Origin of the sequence: Brachymonas denitrificans (genome assembly GCF_907163135.1) — a bacterium.
Classification (GTDB): domain Bacteria; phylum Pseudomonadota; class Gammaproteobacteria; order Burkholderiales; family Burkholderiaceae_C; genus Brachymonas; species Brachymonas denitrificans_A.
In genome coordinates this window covers 1,109,643-1,127,629 of record NZ_CAJQUA010000001.1, presented here as the reverse complement: position 1 = coordinate 1,127,629, position 17,987 = coordinate 1,109,643, and the positions used below count along the sequence as shown (strand labels likewise).

The 17,987-nt window shown below is 65.2% G+C and carries 15 protein-coding genes; 9 read left to right on the top strand and 6 right to left on the bottom strand.

The features are described from left to right. Window positions 1-94: 94 nt before the first annotated feature. Window positions 95-1,366 carry a glutamyl-tRNA reductase gene (gene hemA / locus KKQ75_RS05245; protein ID WP_213360792.1) on the bottom strand — a complete coding sequence of 424 codons (1,272 nt, stop codon included), beginning with the start codon at window positions 1,364-1,366 and terminating at the stop codon, window positions 95-97. A gap of 105 nt (window positions 1,367-1,471) precedes the next feature. Between hemA and KKQ75_RS05240 the strand changes: the two genes are divergently transcribed. Then, window positions 1,472-1,822, top strand: coding sequence for a hypothetical protein (locus KKQ75_RS05240; RefSeq protein WP_213360791.1), 351 nt, complete (start codon window positions 1,472-1,474; stop codon window positions 1,820-1,822). Window positions 1,823-1,974: 152 nt separating this feature from the next. Then, window positions 1,975-5,931, top strand: coding sequence for a DUF3683 domain-containing protein (locus KKQ75_RS05235; protein WP_213360790.1), 3,957 nt, complete (start codon window positions 1,975-1,977; stop codon window positions 5,929-5,931). 98 nt (window positions 5,932-6,029) lie between these two features. Here the strand turns inward: KKQ75_RS05235 and KKQ75_RS05230 are convergent, their stop codons facing one another. Together KKQ75_RS05230 and KKQ75_RS05225 are read right to left on the bottom strand one after the other, a co-directional pair. Continuing rightward, entirely contained in the window at window positions 6,030-6,638 is a 609-nt protein-coding gene (locus tag KKQ75_RS05230) for an SAM-dependent methyltransferase (protein WP_250131008.1), read from the bottom strand. A 93-nt stretch (window positions 6,639-6,731) separates the two neighbouring features. After that, entirely contained in the window at window positions 6,732-7,316 is a 585-nt protein-coding gene (locus KKQ75_RS05225) for a DUF1439 domain-containing protein (protein ID WP_213360786.1), read from the bottom strand. A 138-nt stretch (window positions 7,317-7,454) separates the two neighbouring features. Here KKQ75_RS05225 and KKQ75_RS05220 point away from each other — a divergent pair, with 138 nt between their 5' ends. Both KKQ75_RS05220 and KKQ75_RS05215 read left to right on the top strand, forming a co-directional pair. Continuing rightward, window positions 7,455-7,919, top strand: coding sequence for an HIT family protein (locus tag KKQ75_RS05220; RefSeq protein ID WP_213360784.1), 465 nt, complete (start codon window positions 7,455-7,457; stop codon window positions 7,917-7,919). Continuing rightward, the gene (locus tag KKQ75_RS05215; RefSeq protein ID WP_213360782.1) at window positions 7,912-8,313 is read left to right on the top strand and encodes an MAPEG family protein; all 402 of its coding nucleotides are present in this window, start codon (window positions 7,912-7,914) and stop codon (window positions 8,311-8,313) included. The genes KKQ75_RS05220 and KKQ75_RS05215 overlap by 8 nt, the downstream gene beginning before the upstream one ends. A 13-nt stretch (window positions 8,314-8,326) precedes the next feature. Here KKQ75_RS05215 and KKQ75_RS05210 read toward each other — a convergent pair whose 3' ends face one another. Together KKQ75_RS05210 and gloB are read right to left on the bottom strand one after the other, a co-directional pair. Next, entirely contained in the window at window positions 8,327-10,348 is a 2,022-nt protein-coding gene (locus tag KKQ75_RS05210) for a transglycosylase SLT domain-containing protein (protein WP_213360780.1), read from the bottom strand. A 33-nt stretch (window positions 10,349-10,381) separates the two neighbouring features. Further along, on the bottom strand, window positions 10,382-11,188 hold the full coding sequence (gloB, locus tag KKQ75_RS05205; protein WP_213360779.1) for a hydroxyacylglutathione hydrolase: 807 nt from the start codon (window positions 11,186-11,188) through the stop codon (window positions 10,382-10,384). 37 nt (window positions 11,189-11,225) lie between these two features. On the opposite strand from gloB, the gene KKQ75_RS05200 reads away from it, so the two are divergent. The 4 genes from KKQ75_RS05200 (at window position 11,226) to coaBC (ending at window position 14,429) form a co-directional block, all read left to right on the top strand. Beyond that, the gene (locus tag KKQ75_RS05200; RefSeq protein WP_213360778.1) at window positions 11,226-12,137 is read left to right on the top strand and encodes a class I SAM-dependent methyltransferase; all 912 of its coding nucleotides are present in this window, start codon (window positions 11,226-11,228) and stop codon (window positions 12,135-12,137) included. Window positions 12,138-12,202: 65 nt separating this feature from the next. Next, window positions 12,203-12,649, top strand: a complete 447-nt coding sequence (gene rnhA / locus KKQ75_RS05195) for a ribonuclease HI (protein WP_213360777.1) — start codon at window positions 12,203-12,205, stop codon at window positions 12,647-12,649. Window positions 12,650-12,693: 44 nt separating this feature from the next. Next, complete coding sequence (gene aroQ, locus KKQ75_RS05190; protein ID WP_213360776.1) at window positions 12,694-13,158, top strand: type II 3-dehydroquinate dehydratase; 465 nt, start codon at window positions 12,694-12,696, stop codon at window positions 13,156-13,158. An 11-nt stretch (window positions 13,159-13,169) separates the two neighbouring features. Continuing rightward, the gene (coaBC, locus tag KKQ75_RS05185) at window positions 13,170-14,429 is read left to right on the top strand and encodes a bifunctional phosphopantothenoylcysteine decarboxylase/phosphopantothenate--cysteine ligase CoaBC (RefSeq protein WP_213362685.1); all 1,260 of its coding nucleotides are present in this window, start codon (window positions 13,170-13,172) and stop codon (window positions 14,427-14,429) included. A gap of 41 nt (window positions 14,430-14,470) precedes the next feature. Here coaBC and earP read toward each other — a convergent pair whose 3' ends face one another. Then, window positions 14,471-15,700 (bottom strand): elongation factor P maturation arginine rhamnosyltransferase EarP, encoded by a 1,230-nt coding sequence (gene earP / locus KKQ75_RS05180; protein ID WP_213360775.1) that lies wholly within the window; start codon window positions 15,698-15,700, stop codon window positions 14,471-14,473. 56 nt (window positions 15,701-15,756) lie between these two features. On the opposite strand from earP, the gene uvrC reads away from it, so the two are divergent. After that, a complete protein-coding gene (uvrC, locus tag KKQ75_RS05175; RefSeq protein WP_213360774.1) occupies window positions 15,757-17,973 on the top strand; it encodes an excinuclease ABC subunit UvrC in 2,217 nt (738 codons plus the stop codon). Window positions 17,974-17,987: the final 14 nt, after the last annotated feature.

Here is a 17,987-nt window from a genome sequence, read left to right as displayed (position 1 = left end):
CGCCGGAATCGGAGGGAGGAGCGTTGCGGCGGGCGTGGCCGCAACGCCTGCGGTGAGCCACGCACCTGCGAAGGCTCACCAGGCGCGACCGCAGCTAGCGCTGCTTGTTCAGGAACAGGCGCTGCACCGTTTCCGCCGCCTGGATCTGGCGCGACATTTCGGTGCTCTGCAGCTCTTTCATGGTGCCGTGCAGCATCTTCTGCGTGAGGCCGCGCGACAGCGCCTCGAGCACGGCTTCCACATCATCACCCTTGGCCAGACGTTTGCGCGCCTTGGCGATTTCTGCCTCGCGCCATTCGTCGGCACGCTGGTGTACCTGACGGATCAGCGACACGGCCCCGTAGTTGGGATCGCGCTGCTGCAGCCAGTGCATGAAGTTGCGCACGCCTTCATCGATGATGGCTTCGGCCTGCGCCACGGCAGCCTGGCGGTTGGCCTGGCCGGTCTGCACCACGGTGGCCAGATCGTCCACCGTGTAGAGATAGGCGTCATTGAGCGCCTTCACCTCGGGCTCGATATCGCGCGGAACGGCCAGATCGACCATGAACATGGGGCGATGGCGGCGTTTCTTGAGCGCGCGTTCCACAGCTCCCAGACCAATGATGGGCAGGGTGCTCGCGGTGCAGCTCACCACGGCATCGAACTCATGCAGGCGTTCGGGAATATCGGCCAGCTTCATCACGCTGGCGCCGAAGCGCTTGGCCAGCGCCTCGCCGCGCTCCATGGTGCGGTTGGCAATCACCATCTGCTTCGGGTTGCGCGCGGCAAAGTGCGTGCTCGCCAGCTCGATCATCTCGCCGGCACCCACGAACAGGATGCGGATCTGGCTCAGATCCTCGAACAGCTGCGAGGCCAGACGCACCGCGGCAGCAGCCATGCTGATGCTGTGCGCGCCGATCTCGGTGCTGCTGCGCACCAGCTTGGCCACGGAAAAACTGCGCTGGAACAGCTGGTTGAGCGTGGTGCCCAGGCTGCCGGCTGCCTCGGCGGCGCGCACGGCATCCTTCATCTGGCCGAGGATCTGCGCCTCGCCCAGCACCATGCTGTCGAGCCCACTGGCGACGCGGAAGGCGTGGCGCGCGGCCGTATCGTTCTGCAGGGTATAGGTGTAGTCGCGCAGGGCGTGCTCGGGCACGTTGCCGGCACGGGCCAGCCAGGCCAGGGTATGGTCGATATCGACGCGGTCGCTGGCGCAGTACACCTCCGTGCGGTTGCAGGTGGAGATGATGGCTGCTTCGGGATGGTGCGCAAAGGCCTGGCGCAGGCCGTGCAGCGCAGGGCCCATCTGGTCGACCGCAAACGAGAAGCGGCCGCGCAAATCCAGCGGTGCGGTGTGGTGGTTGATGCCTAGAGCCCAGACTGACATGGCAGGGATTATAAAATCGAAGATGGCCGCCTGTCTTGACGACGCTCTAGACTCTGGCGGGACCTGTGTCATATCGTGCTCCCGTTTGCGCGAAAATGCTGTTCCATGGGACTGTTTGCTCTCCTCAACCACCTGCTCAACTTCGTGCTTCCGGCCCTCTGGCTGGCCAGCCTGTTGCTGATTACCCACCGCGTGCTGGCACGCCGGCGCGACGTGACGCTGCGCTGGCAGCGCGAATGGCTGTGGCTTTTCGGCTGTGGCGTGCTGATCCTGCTGCTCGGCCTGCTGCTGCAGCAGCACGATGGCGCCATGCTGACCTATGTAGCGCTGGCCCTGGGCATGGGCGGCATGCAACAATGGCTGTTGCGCCACTTCCGCCGCAGTGACGAACCGCAGGCCGGAACGGGTGAAATCCCTGTTGCCTCCTGGCACCAGGGAGATGCCCCGCGGCATTAACACCACAGTGCTGCCGCACGCCATGCCTTGAACGCATCGCATGTCCCTGACGGCGTAGGGACAGTCCCTACTGGACTAAAATTCGTACTCGTGCTCCTTCCACCACGCGCCCGGGCCTGTTCCCTGACGCGCCGACGAGGCTTTACCTGCCCATGAACGCTCCCGTACTGCACAAGAACGTGCTGGCTCTTCAGCACGCTGCCCAGCGTATTCGCGAAATTCCGTACAACTACACCAGCTTCTCCGACGCCGAGATCGTCGAGCGCCTGCTTGGCCGCCACGGCTGGGAACTGCTGAACATGCTGCGCGGCGAGCGCGAAACCGGCCGATCCGCGCGCATGCTGTACGAGGTGCTGGGCGACATGTGGGTGATCAAGCGCAACCCCTACGTGCAGGATGACCTGCTCGACAACCCCAAGCGCCGCGCACAGCTGATCGAGGCCATGCGCCACCGCCTGGGTGAAATCCAGAAACGCCGCACCGCTGCCCAGGACAAGGAGCGTGACGACGCGGTGGGCGAGGTGCTGGCCCTGGCGCATGAGGCCGTCAACAGTTTCGAGCGCTCGTTCGGCGTGACGATCGAGCTGCGCCAGCAGGTGCTGCGCCGCCTGCGCAAGCTCACGCAGAAGGACAACATCAAGTTCGACGGCCTCAGCCGCGTCAGCCACGTGACCGACGCCACCGACTGGCGCGTGGAATACCCCTTCGTCGTGCTCACGCCCGATACCGAGGCCGAAATGGCCGATCTGGTAAAGGGCTGTGTGGACCTGGGCCTGACCATCGTGCCGCGAGGTGGTGGTACCGGTTACACGGGGGGTGCCATTCCGCTGACCTGGAAGAGCGCCGTCATCAACACCGAAAAGCTCGACAGCGTGACCGAAGTCGAGATGGTGCAACTGCCCGGCGTGGCCGAGCCCGTTCCCACCGTGTGGAGTGGCGCCGGCGTGGTCACCATTCGCGTGGCCGAGGCGGCCGAGCGTGCCGGTTTCGTGTTCGCGGTCGATCCGACCTCCATCGAGGCCTCCTGCATCGGCGGCAACATTGCCATGAACGCCGGCGGCAAAAAGGCCGTGCTGTGGGGCACTGCGCTGGACAACCTGGCCAGCTGGCGCATGGTCACGCCCGATGCGCAATGGCTGGAAGTGCATCGACTCAATCACAACCTGGGCAAGATCCACGATGTGGACGTGGCCAGCTTCGAGCTGCGCTATTTCGAGGCCGACGGCAAGACGCCGATCCGCACCGAACGCCTGGACATTCCCGGCGCCACCTTCCGCAAGGAAGGCCTGGGCAAGGACGTGACTGACAAGTTCCTGAGCGGCCTGCCCGGCATCCAGAAGGAGGGCTGCGACGGCCTGATCACCAGCGCGCGCTGGATCGTGCACCGCATGCCGGCGCACAGCCGCACCGTCTGCCTGGAATTCTTCGGCAGCGCCAAGCTGGCCGTGCCCAGCATCGTCGAGATCCGCGACTACATGTTCGAGGAGCAAAAGCGCAGCGGCGTGCTGCTGGCCGGCCTGGAACACCTGGACGACCGCTACCTCAAGGCCGTGGGCTATGCCACCAAGAGCAAGCGTGGCGCCACCGGCGAGCTGGGCGGCAATGGCCTGCCCAAAATGGTGCTGATTGGCGACATCGTGGGCGATGATCCCGATGCCGTGGCCCGCGCCACCAGTGAAGTGGTGCGCATTGCCAACAGCCGCAGCGGTGAAGGCTTCATTGCCACCACGCGCGAGGCCGCCAAGAAATTCTGGGCCGACCGCAAGCGCACCGCCGCCATCAGCCGCCACACCAACGCCTTCAAGATCAACGAGGACGTGGTGATTCCGCTGCCGCGCATGGCCGAGTACACCGACGGCATCGAGCGCATCAACATCGAGCTGAGCCTGCGCAACAAGATCCGCCTTGCGGACGAGTTGCTGGAATTCTTCGAGCAGCCGCACCTGCCGCTGGGCAAATTCGATGCCGAGACGGCTGCCATGGAGCCGGGCGATCCGGCCGACCTGCTGGCCACGCGCGTGCGCGAGGCGCGTGCGCTGATCATCGGCGTGCGTGCGCTATGGCAGGGCTGGCTGGACAATATCGACCAGCATTTCGAGGCCCTGCAGGACCACAGCCTGCGCGCCAGCTGGAAGCTGCAGATCCGCAACCCGCTGCATACGCTGTTCAGCGGCGAGGTGTTCAAGCCGCTGCTGGAGGCGCTGGATGCCGTGCACCAGCGCGTGCTCAAGGGCCGCGTCTGGGTGGCGCTGCACATGCACGCGGGCGACGGCAACGTGCACACCAACATCCCGGTCAACAGCGATGACTACGACATGCTGCAACTGGCGCACGAGGCAGTCAAGCGCATCATGGCGCTGGCGCGTTCGCTGGACGGCGTGATTTCGGGCGAGCACGGCATCGGCATCACCAAGCTCGAATTCCTGACGGACGAGGAACTGGCGCCGTTTGCCGACTACAAGGCGCGCATCGACCCCGAGGGCCGCTTCAACAAGGGCAAGCTGCTGCGCCCGGTAGTAATGAGCGAGACGCAGCGTGCCGTCTATGCCGGCACCACGGCGCTGGCCGACCTGACCAACGCTTACACGCCCAGCTTCGGGCTGATGGGGCATGAATCCATCATCATGCAGCAGAGCGACATCGGCTCGATTGCCGACAGCGTGAAGGACTGCCTGCGCTGCGGCAAGTGCAAACCGGTGTGCGCCACCCATGTGCCGCGCGCCAACCTGCTGTACAGCCCGCGCAACAAGATTCTGTCGACTTCGCTGCTGGTCGAGGCCTTCCTGTATGAAGAGCAGACGCGTCGCGGCATCAGCGTCAAGCACTGGAGCGAGTTCGAGGACGTGGCCGAGCATTGCACGGTGTGCCACAAGTGCTTTGCACCGTGCCCGGTGGATATCGACTTTGGCGATGTCTCCATGAACATGCGCAACCTGCTGCGCAAGATGGGGCAGCAGAGCACGCGTCCGGGCAAGTCGGCCGCCATGCTGATGCTGAACGCGACCGAGCCGTCCACCATCAACCTGCTGCGCGCGGGCATGGTGAACGTGGGTTTCAAGGCGCAACGCGCGGCGGTGGACTTCTTCAAGGTGGCAGGGCGCCACCAGACAGCGCGCCCGCCGGCCACGGTGGGCACGGCTCCGGTCAAGGAGCAGGTCATCCACTTCGTCAACAAGAAGCTGCCGGGCGGTTTGCCCACGCGTACCGCACGTGCGCTGCTGGACATCCAGGACCGCCAGTACGTGCCGGTGATCCGCGATCCGCAGAACACCTCGGTCGACAGCGAGGCAGTGTTCTACTTCCCCGGCTGCGGTTCGGAGCGCCTGTTCAGCCAGGTGGGCCTGGCTACCCAAGCCATGCTGTGGCATGCCGGCGTGCAGACCGTGCTGCCGCCGGGCTATGTGTGCTGCGGCTATCCGCAACGCGGAGCCGGCCAGTTCGACGTGGCCGAGAAGATGATCACCGACAACCGCGTGCTGTTCCACCGCGTGGCCACTACGCTCAACTATCTGGATATCAAAACGGTAGTGGTGAGCTGCGGCACGTGCTACGACCAGCTGCAGGATTACCAGTTCGAGAAGATCTTCCCCGGCTGCCGCATCATCGACATCCACGAATTCCTGCTGGAAAAGGGCATCACGCTGCCCAAACCGGAAGGCTATCTGTACCACGATCCCTGCCACACGCCGCTCAAGCTGCAGGACCCGATGAAGACGGTGAAAGGTCTGTTGGGCGATGCTGTGGTCAAAAGCGACCGTTGCTGCGGCGAGTCGGGCACGCTGGGCGTGAGCCGTCCGGACATCTCCACTCAGGTGCGCTTCCGCAAGACCGAGGAGATCCGCAAGAACGCGGTCGAGCTGGCCAGGCTGCAGGAAGAGCATGGCCTGAAGGCGCCCACGCTGCGCAACGGCGATCCGAAGGTGAAGATGCTCACCAGCTGCCCGAGCTGCTTCCAGGGCCTGAGCCGCTACGGCGAAGACCTGCCGAACGGCCTGATGGAAGCCGACTACATCGTCGTGGAAATGGCGCGCCAGATCCTCGGGGAGGACTGGATGAAGGGCTATGTGGATGCCGCCAACGCTGGCGGTATCGAGCGCGTGCTGGTGTAAGCACACAGGCCTTGCTGAAAACAAAGGCTGGAGAAGCAGGGAGCTTCTTCAGCCTTTTTCCTTTTTTGGGCCCGGACGAGGCGAGGAAGAGGGCAGTCTTATGCCGCGATCTTGCGGCCGATCCAGCGCGTGACCCAGGCCGGCCCCTGGTGGCCGGGACCCTCGTCCAGCGTGGCCGGGCCTTCCTCGGCCATGAGTTCTTCCATCCCTTCGCCAAAGTCGGAGCGCAGCATGTCCAGCGTGTAGAGCATGGCCTCGTCCTTCGGGCCGCCACTGCTGTAGCCAAGCTGTTTCGGATGGAAGGTTTCCAGCAGCAGCAGGCCGCCCGGCTTGAGTGCCTGGACCAGCTTGGCATGCACGGCGGGGCGCAGGGCGGGCGGCAGGTGCAGGTAAATCAGCACTACGGCATCGACGCTGGCAGGCTCGGGCTGCCAGCTGGCCAGATCGGCTTGCACGGTGTCCAGGTTCACGCCGCGGCGCTGTGCCAGTTCACGCGCACGCGCCAGTCCCACGGCAGAACTGTCCACGGACTGCACGGCATGGCCCTGTTCAGCCAGCCACACGCCATTGCGGCCCTCGCCATCGCCCGGAACCAGAATGCGGGAGCCGGCTTCCAGCCGGGCTGCCTGCTCGCGCAAAAAGGCATTGGGCGCCTCGCCGTACTTGTAGCCATCAACGGCGCTGTAGCTCTGGTCCCAGAAACTCATGGGTACTCCTGCAAAAGAAAAGGGTTCATGGAAAAGCGGGCTTGTGCCCGCCTCTGGCATGCAGTCCGGCCACGGCCGGTGCAGCACCTTCCATTATTTCTTCGGTACCAGAAGCACGTCGACACCATTACGTTTGACCGTAATTGTTGTCGGGGTGTATTTGTACTTGCTGGCCTTTTCCAGGTCGGATGCGGTGAACTTGTACAGCGTGTAATCCTGGAACATCTGCTCGCCAACCATCGCCAGTGCGTTGTTGGCGCGGCTGTTGCCCTGGCCTTTTTCGTCCTTCAGGTCGACCGACTTGACCTCCACATTGGTCATGCGCACGCTGTTGTCGCTGGGTTCGAAGCGCAGGCCGTAGGCCAGGTCCACATTGCCCTTCATGGCCGGCATCAGGCCGAACACGGCGGGCGTGGCCAGCGTCAGGCGCGTACCCAGCTTGTTGGCCGCAGGGTCGAAGCTCAGGCGCGGGTTGCTCACCGTGACGTCGAACATGCCGAGCAGGCGCTTGTCGACCGGAAAACGCGTGTCCAGCTTCTGCTGCAGCTTGCTGCCATCGATGAAGACGGTTTGCTCGCCGGAGAACATGCCGGAACAGCCGGTGACGCTGAGCATGCCGGCAGCGGCGACGGCGGCGGGAAGCAGATGGCGGCGGGAGGAGGAAACAGAAAAGCGCATTCTTGTTGGTGCAGGGAGTGTCAATCTTTGCTGCCGGCAGGAAAGGGCAGCCTTGCTGCGCATATTAAGATAGGAAAGCGTCAGGCGCACACCATGGGGTGTTGCGTCTGCATCCATTTGTACGAACGGAGCAGAACGATGCATGCGAGCCAGACAGGGCAGTGTCCCTTGTGCAACGAAGACGGTGGCCGGGTGGTGTGGCGCTCGGAGGGATGGCGGCTGGTGCATGCAGGCGAAGCGGCGTTTCCGGCGTTCTACCGCCTGATCTGCAACCGGCATGTGGCCGAGTGGAGCGATCTGCCCGCATCCGAACGTGCCCTGGCCATGGAGGCGGTAACGCTCGTGGAGTGCCTCCTGCGGGAGCATCTGCAACCGGACAAGATCAATCTGGCCACATTGGGCAACGTGGTGCCGCATTTGCACTGGCACGTGATTGCGCGCTTCGGCTGGGACAGCCATTTTCCGAATCCGGTCTGGGGTGCGGAATTGCGCCTGTCGCCCCAGCCGGAAATCGCTGCAGTGGTGCAGGCACTGCCTGCGCTGGAGCAGGCGCTGGCCAGCCGGCTCGACGCCCATTTTTCCGAAGGAGGGACGCATGGCTGATGGTTTCACCTGGGCCTATGGCATGGTGCTCGTGGCTTCGCTGCTGCCGATCGTCAGCGCCGGCATCGCCAAGAAGCTGGGTGCACGCGAGAGCGGCGGCTTCGACAACCGCGATCCACGCGCCTGGCTGGAGCGGCAGAGGGGGGCATCCGCCCGTGCCAATGCGGCCCAGCAGAACGGATTCGAGGTGCTGCCCTTCTTCATCGGCGCGGTCATCATCGCGCACCAGTTGCAGGCCAGCCAGCCCTGGCTGGACCTGCTCGCCGCAGCGTTCGTACTGCTGCGCGTGGTGTATGTGTGGGCCTATGTCGCAGACAAGGCCACGCTGCGCAGCCTGGTGTGGACGGCCGCTTTTGCCGTGAACGTGGCCATCCTGCTGCTCGGGGCGTTCTGAGGCGCGGTGGGGCTTACTTGCCCTTGCGTGCCTTGTCCTTGTTGTCGGCCTTGCTGTCCTTGCCCCCTTTGGCAGTCTTGGGGGTTTCCTTGCCCTTGGCAGGCTTTTCTTCCTTGCCGGCTACCGTGTTGCGACCTCTGCCGGGAGCCGCCTCGGCGTCCTTGGCGCGACGGCTGGCTGGCTTGTCGGCTGCCTGGTTCCTGTTGTTGCGCTCCGGCTTGTCCTCGGGCGCATTCCGGCGCTTGTCGCGGCTGTCCTCGCGTGCGGCCTTGCCCTTGGCTGCACGGGGATCCTCATCCTGGGCCGGTTTGCCACGACGATTGCTGCGCTCCTCGTCCCGTGCCGCCTTGGCATTGCGCGCATTCCGTTCGTCGTCGCGTGCAGACCTGGCGTTGCGCGGGCTGCGTTCCTCCTCGCGTGCGGCCTTGGCGCTGCGGCCGGAGCGCTCTTCGTTGCGCGTGGATTTCGTCTGGGCAACTGCATTGCGCTTGTTGCCAGCGCTCTTGCGATCTGCAGTCTCTTCCTGATCAGGATCGTTGTCACGGTTGCGGCTTGCCGCCTTGCGTGCAGATACGCGGACAATGGATTCCTCACGCTGACGCTGGCGTTCCGCCAGGCGCTGGGTGCGCGCTGCCAGTGCTTCTTCGGCGCGCTGCTGGTTGAGCAGGCGGGTGGCCTGCTGCTGCGGCAGGTTGAGCACGACAGACTGTTCTTCCGCCAGCGATGCGTTGGCAGACAGGTTGTTCCAGTTCGCCACATCCTGCACCGGCACGCCATGACGCGAGGCGAAGCTGGCAAGCGTGTCGCCGTCCTGCGCCTTGAGCGTGATGCGGCGCAGTACCACCTCGGGTGCGAAGCTGATGCTGCTGCTGCGGGCCACGGCACTGGAGATTTCGGTGTTGTGCCAGTCCGGGCGCGGCACCATCAGGGCAGAGCCGGCGCGTACCATCATGCGCGGCGGTATGCGGTTGATTTCACGCAGCTGGTCTTCGGTGGCTCCGGTTTGCTCGGCCGCCTGCGCCACCGTCATGGTCGTGGGGGCAGTCCACAGCGTCCAGCTGGCCAGGCGGTTGTTGCCCAGGCGCGCCAGATTCTCGCGGAAGCGCGGGGCAGCCTCCCAGGGCAGCAGGATGCGCGGCGTAAGCGAGGCAATCACCATCGGCTTGTTGAGCGAGGGGTTGAGTGCCTTGAAGTCATCCACGCTGATCTCGGCCAGGCGCGCAGCCATGGCCACGTCGATGTCGCGCGAGATTTTCACCTGGTCGAAGTAGGGATGGTTGGCCACGTTGGGCAGCGCGGTATTGAAGGTGGCCGGGTTGCGGATGATGTTCTTGATGGCCTGCAGCTTGGGCACGTACTGGCGCGTTTCCTGCGGCATGGTCAGCTCTTCGTAACTGGTGCCCCGGCCGGCCGCGATGTTGCGGTTGATGGCGCGCTGCACGTTGCCCTCGCCCCAGTTGTAGGCGGCCAGGGCCAGGTGCCAGTCGCCGAACATGGTGTAGAGCCGCTGCAGGTAGTCGAGCGCTGCGCGGGTGGAACGCAGCACGTCGCGGCGGTCATCGAGGAAGCGGTTCTGCGCCAGCTCGTACTGCTTGCCGGTGCTGGGGATGAACTGCCACATGCCCGCCGCCTTGGCGCTGCTCACCGCCTGCGGGTTGAAGGCGCTTTCCACGAAGGGCAGCAGGGCCAGCTCGGTCGGCATGTTGCGACGCTCCAGCTCTTCGACGACGTGGAACAGGTACTTGTCGGAGCGGCCCAGCATGCGGCTGATGCTGTTCGGGTTGCGCGTGTACCAGGCTTCGCGGTCGCGCACCACGGCGTTGTCCAGGTCGGGCATGGAGAAGCCGCGCTGCACGCGTTCCCACATGTCGTTGGGGCTGCTCAGGCCGAAGCGGCTGGAGCTCTTGCCGCTGAAGACATTGCCGTCCACGTCGGACATGCGGATGCCGACGGAGCCGGCATTCTGGCCGCCGCCGGTGGCACAGCCTGCCAGCACGGCGATGGCGCAAAGGCTCATCACATAACGGAAAAACATGAAGGGGAATCTCGGGATCGGGCCGGTGTGCGCTCAGAAACGGTTTTTCCACTCGCGCAGCACGGCGAAGACCTGCACCGGGTCGGTGGCGGCGGTGTCGTGCTGCCGGGCAGCCTGTTGCACCGCAGGCTCACACACCCGCAGGAAGGGATTGATGGCTAGTTCCTGGCCGATGGTGGAAGGAACCGTCGGGAGCCCCTGCGCGCGCAAGGCTTCGCAGTGGCGGGTGTAGGCCTGCATGTCGGTATTGCCGGTTTCGACGGCGGCCGCAAAACGCAGGTTGGACAGAGTGTACTCGTGTGCGCAGCACACGCGCGTCTGCGGCGGCAGGGCGGCCAGCCGGGACAGTGCGTCGTGCATTTGCGCCGGCGTGCCCTCGAAGATGCGGCCGCAGCCGCCGGAGAAGAGGGTGTCGCCGCAGAAAAGCAAAGGCTCCTGACCTGCAGGAGCCGCAGCAAAATAGGCAATGTGACCGGCGGTATGGCCGGGCACATCCATTACCTGGAACTCCACACCCAGCACGGAGACCGTGTCGTCGCCGCTGCACCAGTGCATGGCGGCTGCAGGCACGGAGGGGAACTGTGTCACCGCCAGACCGTCGCCGGCAGGCAGGAAGACTTGCGTGCCTGCATGGCCGCAGGCCTGATACAGGCCATCCAGCCCGCCGACATGATCGGCATGGTGGTGCGTGATCAGGATGGCATCGAGTTTCAGGCCGTGCTGCTGCAGCGCTGCCGCCACAGGTTCGGATACTGCCGGATCGACCACCAGGGCTGCTTCACCGTTGTGCAGGATCCAGATATAGTTGTCATTCAGTACGGGCAGCGCAACCAGATGCATGGGGTGGGTCCGGAGGAAGATTCAATCAAGTCAGGGCATGTCGGAGCAGATTATAGATTTGGCACAATGGTTCCATACCCCCGCTGGCCGCTATTTGCGCGAGTGGGAGCTGCGGCATTGCGATCAGGCGGTGGCCGACTGCTTTGGTTACCATGCGTTGCAAATTGGTGGCGAGACGCTGCCCCTGCTGCGCAACAGCCGCGTCAAGCGGCGCTGGCTGGCCGGTATCGAGACGCCCGAGCCGGCGCTGGCTGCCGATCACGGCTTGCCGGTCGAGGTGCCACAGGCGGTGGATGCCACGCTGGCAGAGGAGCTGGAGGGCCAGGCCTGCATGGGCGACCTGGCGCACGAGGGGCAGATACCGCTCAGCCTGGTGGTCGAGCCGACGGCGCTGCCATTTGCCGAGAGCAGCCTGGATCTGGTGGTGCTGCCGCATACGCTGGAGGCCAGCGCCGATCCGCATGCCACCCTGCGCGAAGTAGCGCGGGTGCTGGTGCCGGAGGGACGGCTGATCGTGATCGGCTTCAATCCCTCCAGCCTGTGGGGCACACAGCAGTGGCACAGCCGCTGGGCCCAGCGCATGGGCAGTGCGGCGCCGCCGTTCATTCCGGACATCGACGACCTCATTGGCCACCGACGCCTGCGCGACTGGCTGCGTCTGCTCAACCTGGAGGTGGACGGCGGACGCTTTGGCGGCTACCGCCCGGGGTTGCGCAGCGCCCGCTGGTACGAGCGCCTGAGCTGGATGGAGCATGCGGGTGACCGCTGGTGGCCGATCCTGGGCGGGGTGTACTTCATCGAGGCGGTGAAGCGGGTACGCGGCGTGCGCATGATCCAGCCGCGCTGGAAACAGGCCAAGCAGGCGCGCGGAACAGTGCCGCTGGCTCAGGGCGAACGCCAGGCCACGCATTGCCGTCCGCCGGCGCGTGACTCCAATCCCCGGTCATAATCTGCGCCTTTGCCGTGCTGCCATTCAGGCCCCGGCATCCAGGACGAACAAAGAGAACAGGTGCAATGGATAACGTGACCATCTATACCGATGGGGCCTGCAAGGGCAACCCGGGGCCGGGCGGCTGGGGCGTGTGGCTGCAGTCGGGGCCGCACAGCAAGGAAATGTTCGGCGGCGAGGCCGAAACTACCAACAACCGCATGGAACTGATGGCGGTGATCCGCGGCCTGCAGGCGCTCAAGCGCCCGTGCCGCGTGGCGCTGTACCTCGACAGCCAGTACGTGCGCCAGGGCATTACCGAGTGGATTCACGGCTGGAAGAAGAAGGGCTGGATCACTGCCAGCAAGCAGCCGGTGAAGAACGCCGAGCTCTGGAAGGAACTCGATGCGCTGGTGCACGGCGGCAAGCACAGGATTGAATGGCACTGGGTGCGTGGCCATGCCGGCGACCCCGGCAACGAAAAAGCCGATGCGCTGGCCAACAAGGGCGTGGACCAGGTTCTGGGGCGCTAGCCGCCTCGGGGTATCATCTGCGCATGACTTTCGTGGTTCCGAACATGACATCAGCTGCTACCAAGACCGTGGTCGTGCTCAACGGCCCCAACCTCAACCTGCTGGGAACGCGCGAGCCGGCCGTGTACGGTTCGGCCACCCTGGCCGACGTGGAACAGCTGTGCCGCAGCGCCTGCGAGCGACACGGCTGGGCGCTGGATTTTCGCCAGAGCAACCACGAGGGCGATCTGGTGGATGCCATCCATGAGGCGGGCCGGCTGCACGCTGCAGGGCAACTGGCAGGCGTGGTGCTCAATGCCGGGGCCTATACGCATACCAGCATTGCGCTGATGGATGCCATCAAGGGCGCCGGCGTGCCGCTGGTGGAGCTGCACATCAGCAATGTGTTTGCACGCGAGGCATTCCGCCATCATTCGTATATTTCCCCTGTCGCCAGGGCCGTGATGTGCGGCTGGGGCGTGCAGGGCTATGCGCTGGCCATCGAGGGCCTGCAGCAGTGGCAGGCTTGAGCGAGGACGCCATGGACACCATTACTCCCGTTGTGCTGGGCGCTGCCCAGAGCGAACTGAACGGCCGCCATGTGCTGCTGGGGCTGACCGGCGGCGTGGCCTGCTACAAATCGGCCGAGCTGTGCCGCCTGCTGATCAAGAGCGGCGCTACCGTGCAGGTGATGATGACCGAGGCAGCCTGCCAGTTCATCACGCCGGTCACCATGCAGGCGCTGTCCGGCCGGCCGGTGGTGCTGAGCCAGTGGGACGCGCGCAGCCCGGACAACATGCCGCATATCCGGATGGGCCGCGAGGCTGACATGATCGTGCTGGCCCCCTGCAGTGCCGATTTCATTGCCCGGCTGGCGCAGGGCAGGGCGGACGAACTGGTGAGCCTGACCTGTCTGGCGCGCCCGGCAGGCAAGCCGCTGCTGGTGGCGCCGGCCATGAATCGCGAGATGTGGGCGCATCCGGCCACGCAGCGCAATCTGGCGCAGATCATGCAGGATGGCGCGCAGGTGCTGGGCGTGGGCCATGGCGAGCAGGCCTGTGGCGAGGTGGGCGATGGCCGCATGCTCGAGCCGCAGCAACTGCACGACCTCATCGTGGCCAGCTTTGCGCCCAAGGTGCTGGCGGGGCAAAACGTTCTGGTCACTGCGGGTCCGACCTTCGAGGCGATTGATCCGGTGCGCGGCATTACCAACCATTCCAGCGGCAAGATGGGCTTTGCCATTGCGCGTGCCGCACAGGAGGCGGGTGCCAAGGTCACGCTGGTGGCCGGGCCGGTGCATCTGCCGACGCCGCAGGGCGTGATCCGCATCGACGTGCAGTCGGCCCAGCAGATGCTGGAGGCGGTGCAGCGTGTGTTGCCGGAATATGGCGTGTTTGTCGCAACCGCAGCGGTGGCCGACTGGCGCACGGCCAATGTGTCGGAGCAGAAGCTCAAGAAGGACGGCAGCGGCCAGCCGCCGGCCCTGCAATTTGTCGAAAACCCCGACATCCTGGCGACAGTGGCACGCACCCCGCAGGCGCAGGCCGGCACGCTGTACTGCGTGGGCTTTGCGGCCGAAAGCCACGATCTGGAGGCCAATGCCCAGGCCAAGCGCCTGCGCAAGCAGGTGCCGCTGCTGGTGGGCAATATCGGGCCTGCCACTTTCGGCAAGGATGACAATGCCTTGCTGCTGGTGGATGAGCAGGGCACAACCGAACTGCCGCATGCCAGCAAGCGCGTGCTGGCGCAGCAACTGGTGGCGGAGATCGCGCGCCGCCTGCCGGATACCATGCGGGCTTGAGCAAGCCCGCTGGAAGAGCATCTGACTTCTGCGTGGCTGGCTTATGGCGATGCCGTGCCTGTAAGCGGCATAGCGTGGGCCTTGCCAGCCAGTGACAGCACTTGACTCACCAGATCGTCCTGCTCCATCAGGCGTGTGCGTGCGGCCTGCACGCAGGATTGCCAATCCCGAAGACGCGCCGGAACGAGCACCGGCAACGGCCCCTCGGTGATGCCGTTCCAAATCCGGTGAAACTCGCGGAGATCGTCCGGCGCCTGCAGCCAGTCCAGAAACGCTTCGAGCTTGGCATGGTGCGCATCGTCGTCCTGCGGGTAGATGTGCCAGACAAAGGGCTGGCCCGCCCACAGCGCGCGCACCAGCGAGTCTTCGCCGCGGACGCAGTTGACATGGCTGCTCCATAGCACTTCGTCAAATCCGCTCTGGTCCAGCCAGGGCAGGGGAGCGAGCCGGCACTGGCCATGGTGTTCGGGCAGGGTGCTGGTTCCCAGGATGCGCAGCAGTTCCTGATGGCCACGGCCCTGGAATACCAGCAATGTGCTCGGGCGCTCGGCAAGCTGTGCGAGCAGCGCCGGCAAGGGCTGGGGCTCGTAGCAGAACAGGCTGACGACCAGAGGCTCGGCTTCGGCTCCCGGCTTCGTGGCGGCCGCCGGATCATGAGCGACAGGCGTGGCACTTTCACCGTTCAAGGCATCGAGAAACCGGGAGGCCGGGAACCGCTGCTGTCGCTGCGGCAGGGCCATTTCGCGCAACAAGCCGCCTGTGTCAGCGGTAAAGCCGGGGTAGAAGAATTGCTTGACCAAACCCGCAGCGGGCCCCTGCATGACGGGTGAAGGCAGGCCATGGCAGCGTGCCACGTAGGCCTCTGCCGAGAGGTATTCCAGATTCAGCCACAGCCCTGTTCGCGCAGGGCCGGATGGATCGTGCGAGGCGGCCCACCAGGCCTGGACGCTGTCCTCCAGTGTGCAGCCAAAGGCCTCGATCAGCACGTCGCCTGCCCTGTCCGGCAGCTCTTGGGCGTTCAGCGGCGCTTGCCAGCGACGTATGTCCACGCCGGCTGCCCCTTGCGGCGCCATCCAATGCAGGCACTCCGGCTGGTCGATCCACAGGCGCACGCGTTGCCCGCGCTCCGCCAGCCCGGCCGCCAGCCGCCAGCAGACGCCGGCGTCGCCGTAGTTGTCGATCACGGTGCAGAAAATGTCCCATTGCCAGGACCGAAAATCCGCACACTCTCGGATGCAGGACGGTAGGGGAATGAAAGCGGGAAATCGCATGCTCTGCATTGTCCCTGATTGCATCGTCGGTGCCGCCGCCTTCTACAATGCGGAACATGCCGCGACGATCCTCTGCACCGCCCTCCGAAGCTCCCGAATTGCCTGCGCCGAACCGCGTGCCGCAAGTCGAAGAGGTGTTGACGGGCGCATCCGAAGGAGCGCATGGAGCGGATCAGGTGCAGGAGCAAGAACAGGCGCCGGCCCCCTCCCGCCACTCCGCCGAACTGCTCGCCCAGGTCGCCGCCTTGCCGTCGCTGCCCGGCGTGTACCGTTACTTCGATGCCGATGACCAGGTGCTCTATGTCGGCAAGGCCGTGCATCTCAAACGGCGCGTGTCCAGCTACTTCCAGAAGGACCATGGCGGCACGCGCATCGGCTTCATGGTCGGCAAGATTGCCCGGCTGGAAGTGACCGTGGTGCGCTCCGAAGCCGAGGCCCTCATCCTCGAGAACAACCTGATCAAGACGCTCAAGCCGCGCTACAACATCCTGTTCCGCGACGACAAGAGCTATCCCTACCTGAAACTCACGGCCGTCACTGCCACGCCGCGCGCCGACGACTCCCCGCAGCCCGGCGACTACCCGCGCATGGCCTACTACCGCGGCGCCACTGACCGCAAGCACAGCTACTTCGGCCCGTACCCGAACGCCTGGGCGGTGAAGGAAACCATCCAGCTGATGCAGAAGGTGTTCCGCCTGCGTACCTGCGAGGACTCGGTGTTTGCCAACCGCACGCGGCCCTGCCTGCTGTACCAGATCAAGCGCTGCAGCGGCCCCTGCGTGGGCCTGATCACGCCGGAAGACTACGCCCAGGACGTGGCCCATGCGCGCGATTTTCTCGACGGCGCCACCGACAGCGTGATGAAGAAGCTGCAGAAGCGGATGATGGCCCATTCCGAACGGCTGGAATTCGAGCAGGCCGGCGAAGTGCGCGACCAGCTGGCGGCGCTCAGCCGCATCCTGCACCAGCAGGCGGTGGAGTCCACCTCGTCCGACAAGGATGTGGACGTGCTGGCGATTCGCCTGCAGGGCGGCAAGGCCTGTGTCAACCTGGCCATGGTGCGAGGCGGGCGTCATCTGGGCGACAAGCCGCATTTTCCGTCACAGCTCGATGACGCCGCCAAGCTGGTGGAACTGGAAGCGCAGGAGGGCGCCCAACAGCCCGAGCACCGGCTGGAGCAGGCCGTGCTGGAGGCCTTCGTTGCGCAGCACTACCTGGGGGCCGACATGCCGCCGGTGCTGGTCACGAACGTCCCTTTGTCGCCGGCACTGGTCGAGGCCCTGGCAACACAGGCCGGCCACAAGGTTACCGCCATCCACCAGCCACGCGAGCATCGCCGCGTCTGGCTGCAGATGGCCGAACAGAACGCGGCGCTGCAACTGGCCCGCCTGCTGGCCGAAGAAGGCTCGCAGAAGGCGCGAACCCGGGCTTTGGCCGACGCGCTGGGACTGGAGACCGAGCAACTGGACACGTTGCGCATCGAATGCTTCGATATTTCGCATACGGCGGGCGAGGCAACGCAGGCTTCGTGCGTGGTGTTCGAGCAGCACGCCATGCAGTCCGGCCAGTACCGTCGCTTCACCATCCAGGGCATCACGCCAGGCGACGATTACGCTGCCATGCGCCAAGTGCTGCTGCGCCGCTATGGCAAGCTGGCCGAGCAGATGCGGGAGCTGGGCGGGCAGGAGCAATTGCCTTCAGACGGAGAAGTCGCTGCAGACAATGTGGGCGCAGAGATTGCGCTGGATTCAGCTGCAAGTCCGGAAACGGCGGCAGCGGCCCCTGCAAATGCCGGGGCCGGTAGTACGTCCCGCTCTGCGCTGCGCTGGCCCGACATCGTGCTGATCGACGGTGGCAAAGGCCAGGTGGCGGTTGCGCGCGAGGTGTTCCAGGAACTGGGCATCGAACTGTCCCGCATTGTCGGTGTGGAAAAGGGGGAGGGACGCAAGGTAGGCCTGGAAGAACTGGTGTTTGCCGATGGCCGCGACAAGGTCTGGCTGGGCAAGGACTCGGCCGCGCTGATGCTCGTGGCGCAGATACGGGATGAAGCGCACCGGTTTGCCATTACCGGCATGCGTGCCCGCCGGGCCAAGGTACGCACGGGTGGCAGCCGGCTGGAAGACATTCCCGGTATCGGCCCCAAGCGCCGTGCACGCCTGCTGCAGCGCTTTGGCGGTGTGGCGGGGGTGGCGCGAGCCTCCGAGGCAGATCTGGCGAGCGTCGAGGGGATTTCCGAGGAGCTGGCAGGTCAGATTTACCGGGCATTGCATTGAGGGGAGCCGGCTGG

Bases quoted from the DNA above. Each gene is read 5' to 3' on its own strand.
- hemA (WP_213360792.1), bottom strand. From the start codon at position 1,366: ATGTCAGTCTGGGCTCTAGGCATCAACCACCACACCGCACCGCTGGAT.
- KKQ75_RS05240 (WP_213360791.1), top strand. From the start codon at position 1,472: ATGGGACTGTTTGCTCTCCTCAACCACCTGCTCAACTTCGTGCTTCCG.
- KKQ75_RS05235 (WP_213360790.1), top strand. From the start codon at position 1,975: ATGAACGCTCCCGTACTGCACAAGAACGTGCTGGCTCTTCAGCACGCT.
- KKQ75_RS05230 (WP_250131008.1), bottom strand. From the start codon at position 6,638: ATGAGTTTCTGGGACCAGAGCTACAGCGCCGTTGATGGCTACAAGTAC.
- KKQ75_RS05225 (WP_213360786.1), bottom strand. From the start codon at position 7,316: ATGCGCTTTTCTGTTTCCTCCTCCCGCCGCCATCTGCTTCCCGCCGCC.
- KKQ75_RS05220 (WP_213360784.1), top strand. From the start codon at position 7,455: ATGCATGCGAGCCAGACAGGGCAGTGTCCCTTGTGCAACGAAGACGGT.
- KKQ75_RS05215 (WP_213360782.1), top strand. From the start codon at position 7,912: ATGGCTGATGGTTTCACCTGGGCCTATGGCATGGTGCTCGTGGCTTCG.
- KKQ75_RS05210 (WP_213360780.1), bottom strand. From the start codon at position 10,348: ATGTTTTTCCGTTATGTGATGAGCCTTTGCGCCATCGCCGTGCTGGCA.
- gloB (WP_213360779.1), bottom strand. From the start codon at position 11,188: ATGCATCTGGTTGCGCTGCCCGTACTGAATGACAACTATATCTGGATC.
- KKQ75_RS05200 (WP_213360778.1), top strand. From the start codon at position 11,226: ATGTCGGAGCAGATTATAGATTTGGCACAATGGTTCCATACCCCCGCT.
- rnhA (WP_213360777.1), top strand. From the start codon at position 12,203: ATGGATAACGTGACCATCTATACCGATGGGGCCTGCAAGGGCAACCCG.
- aroQ (WP_213360776.1), top strand. From the start codon at position 12,694: ATGACATCAGCTGCTACCAAGACCGTGGTCGTGCTCAACGGCCCCAAC.
- coaBC (WP_213362685.1), top strand. From the start codon at position 13,170: ATGGACACCATTACTCCCGTTGTGCTGGGCGCTGCCCAGAGCGAACTG.
- earP (WP_213360775.1), bottom strand. From the start codon at position 15,700: ATGCGATTTCCCGCTTTCATTCCCCTACCGTCCTGCATCCGAGAGTGT.
- uvrC (WP_213360774.1), top strand. From the start codon at position 15,757: ATGCCGCGACGATCCTCTGCACCGCCCTCCGAAGCTCCCGAATTGCCT.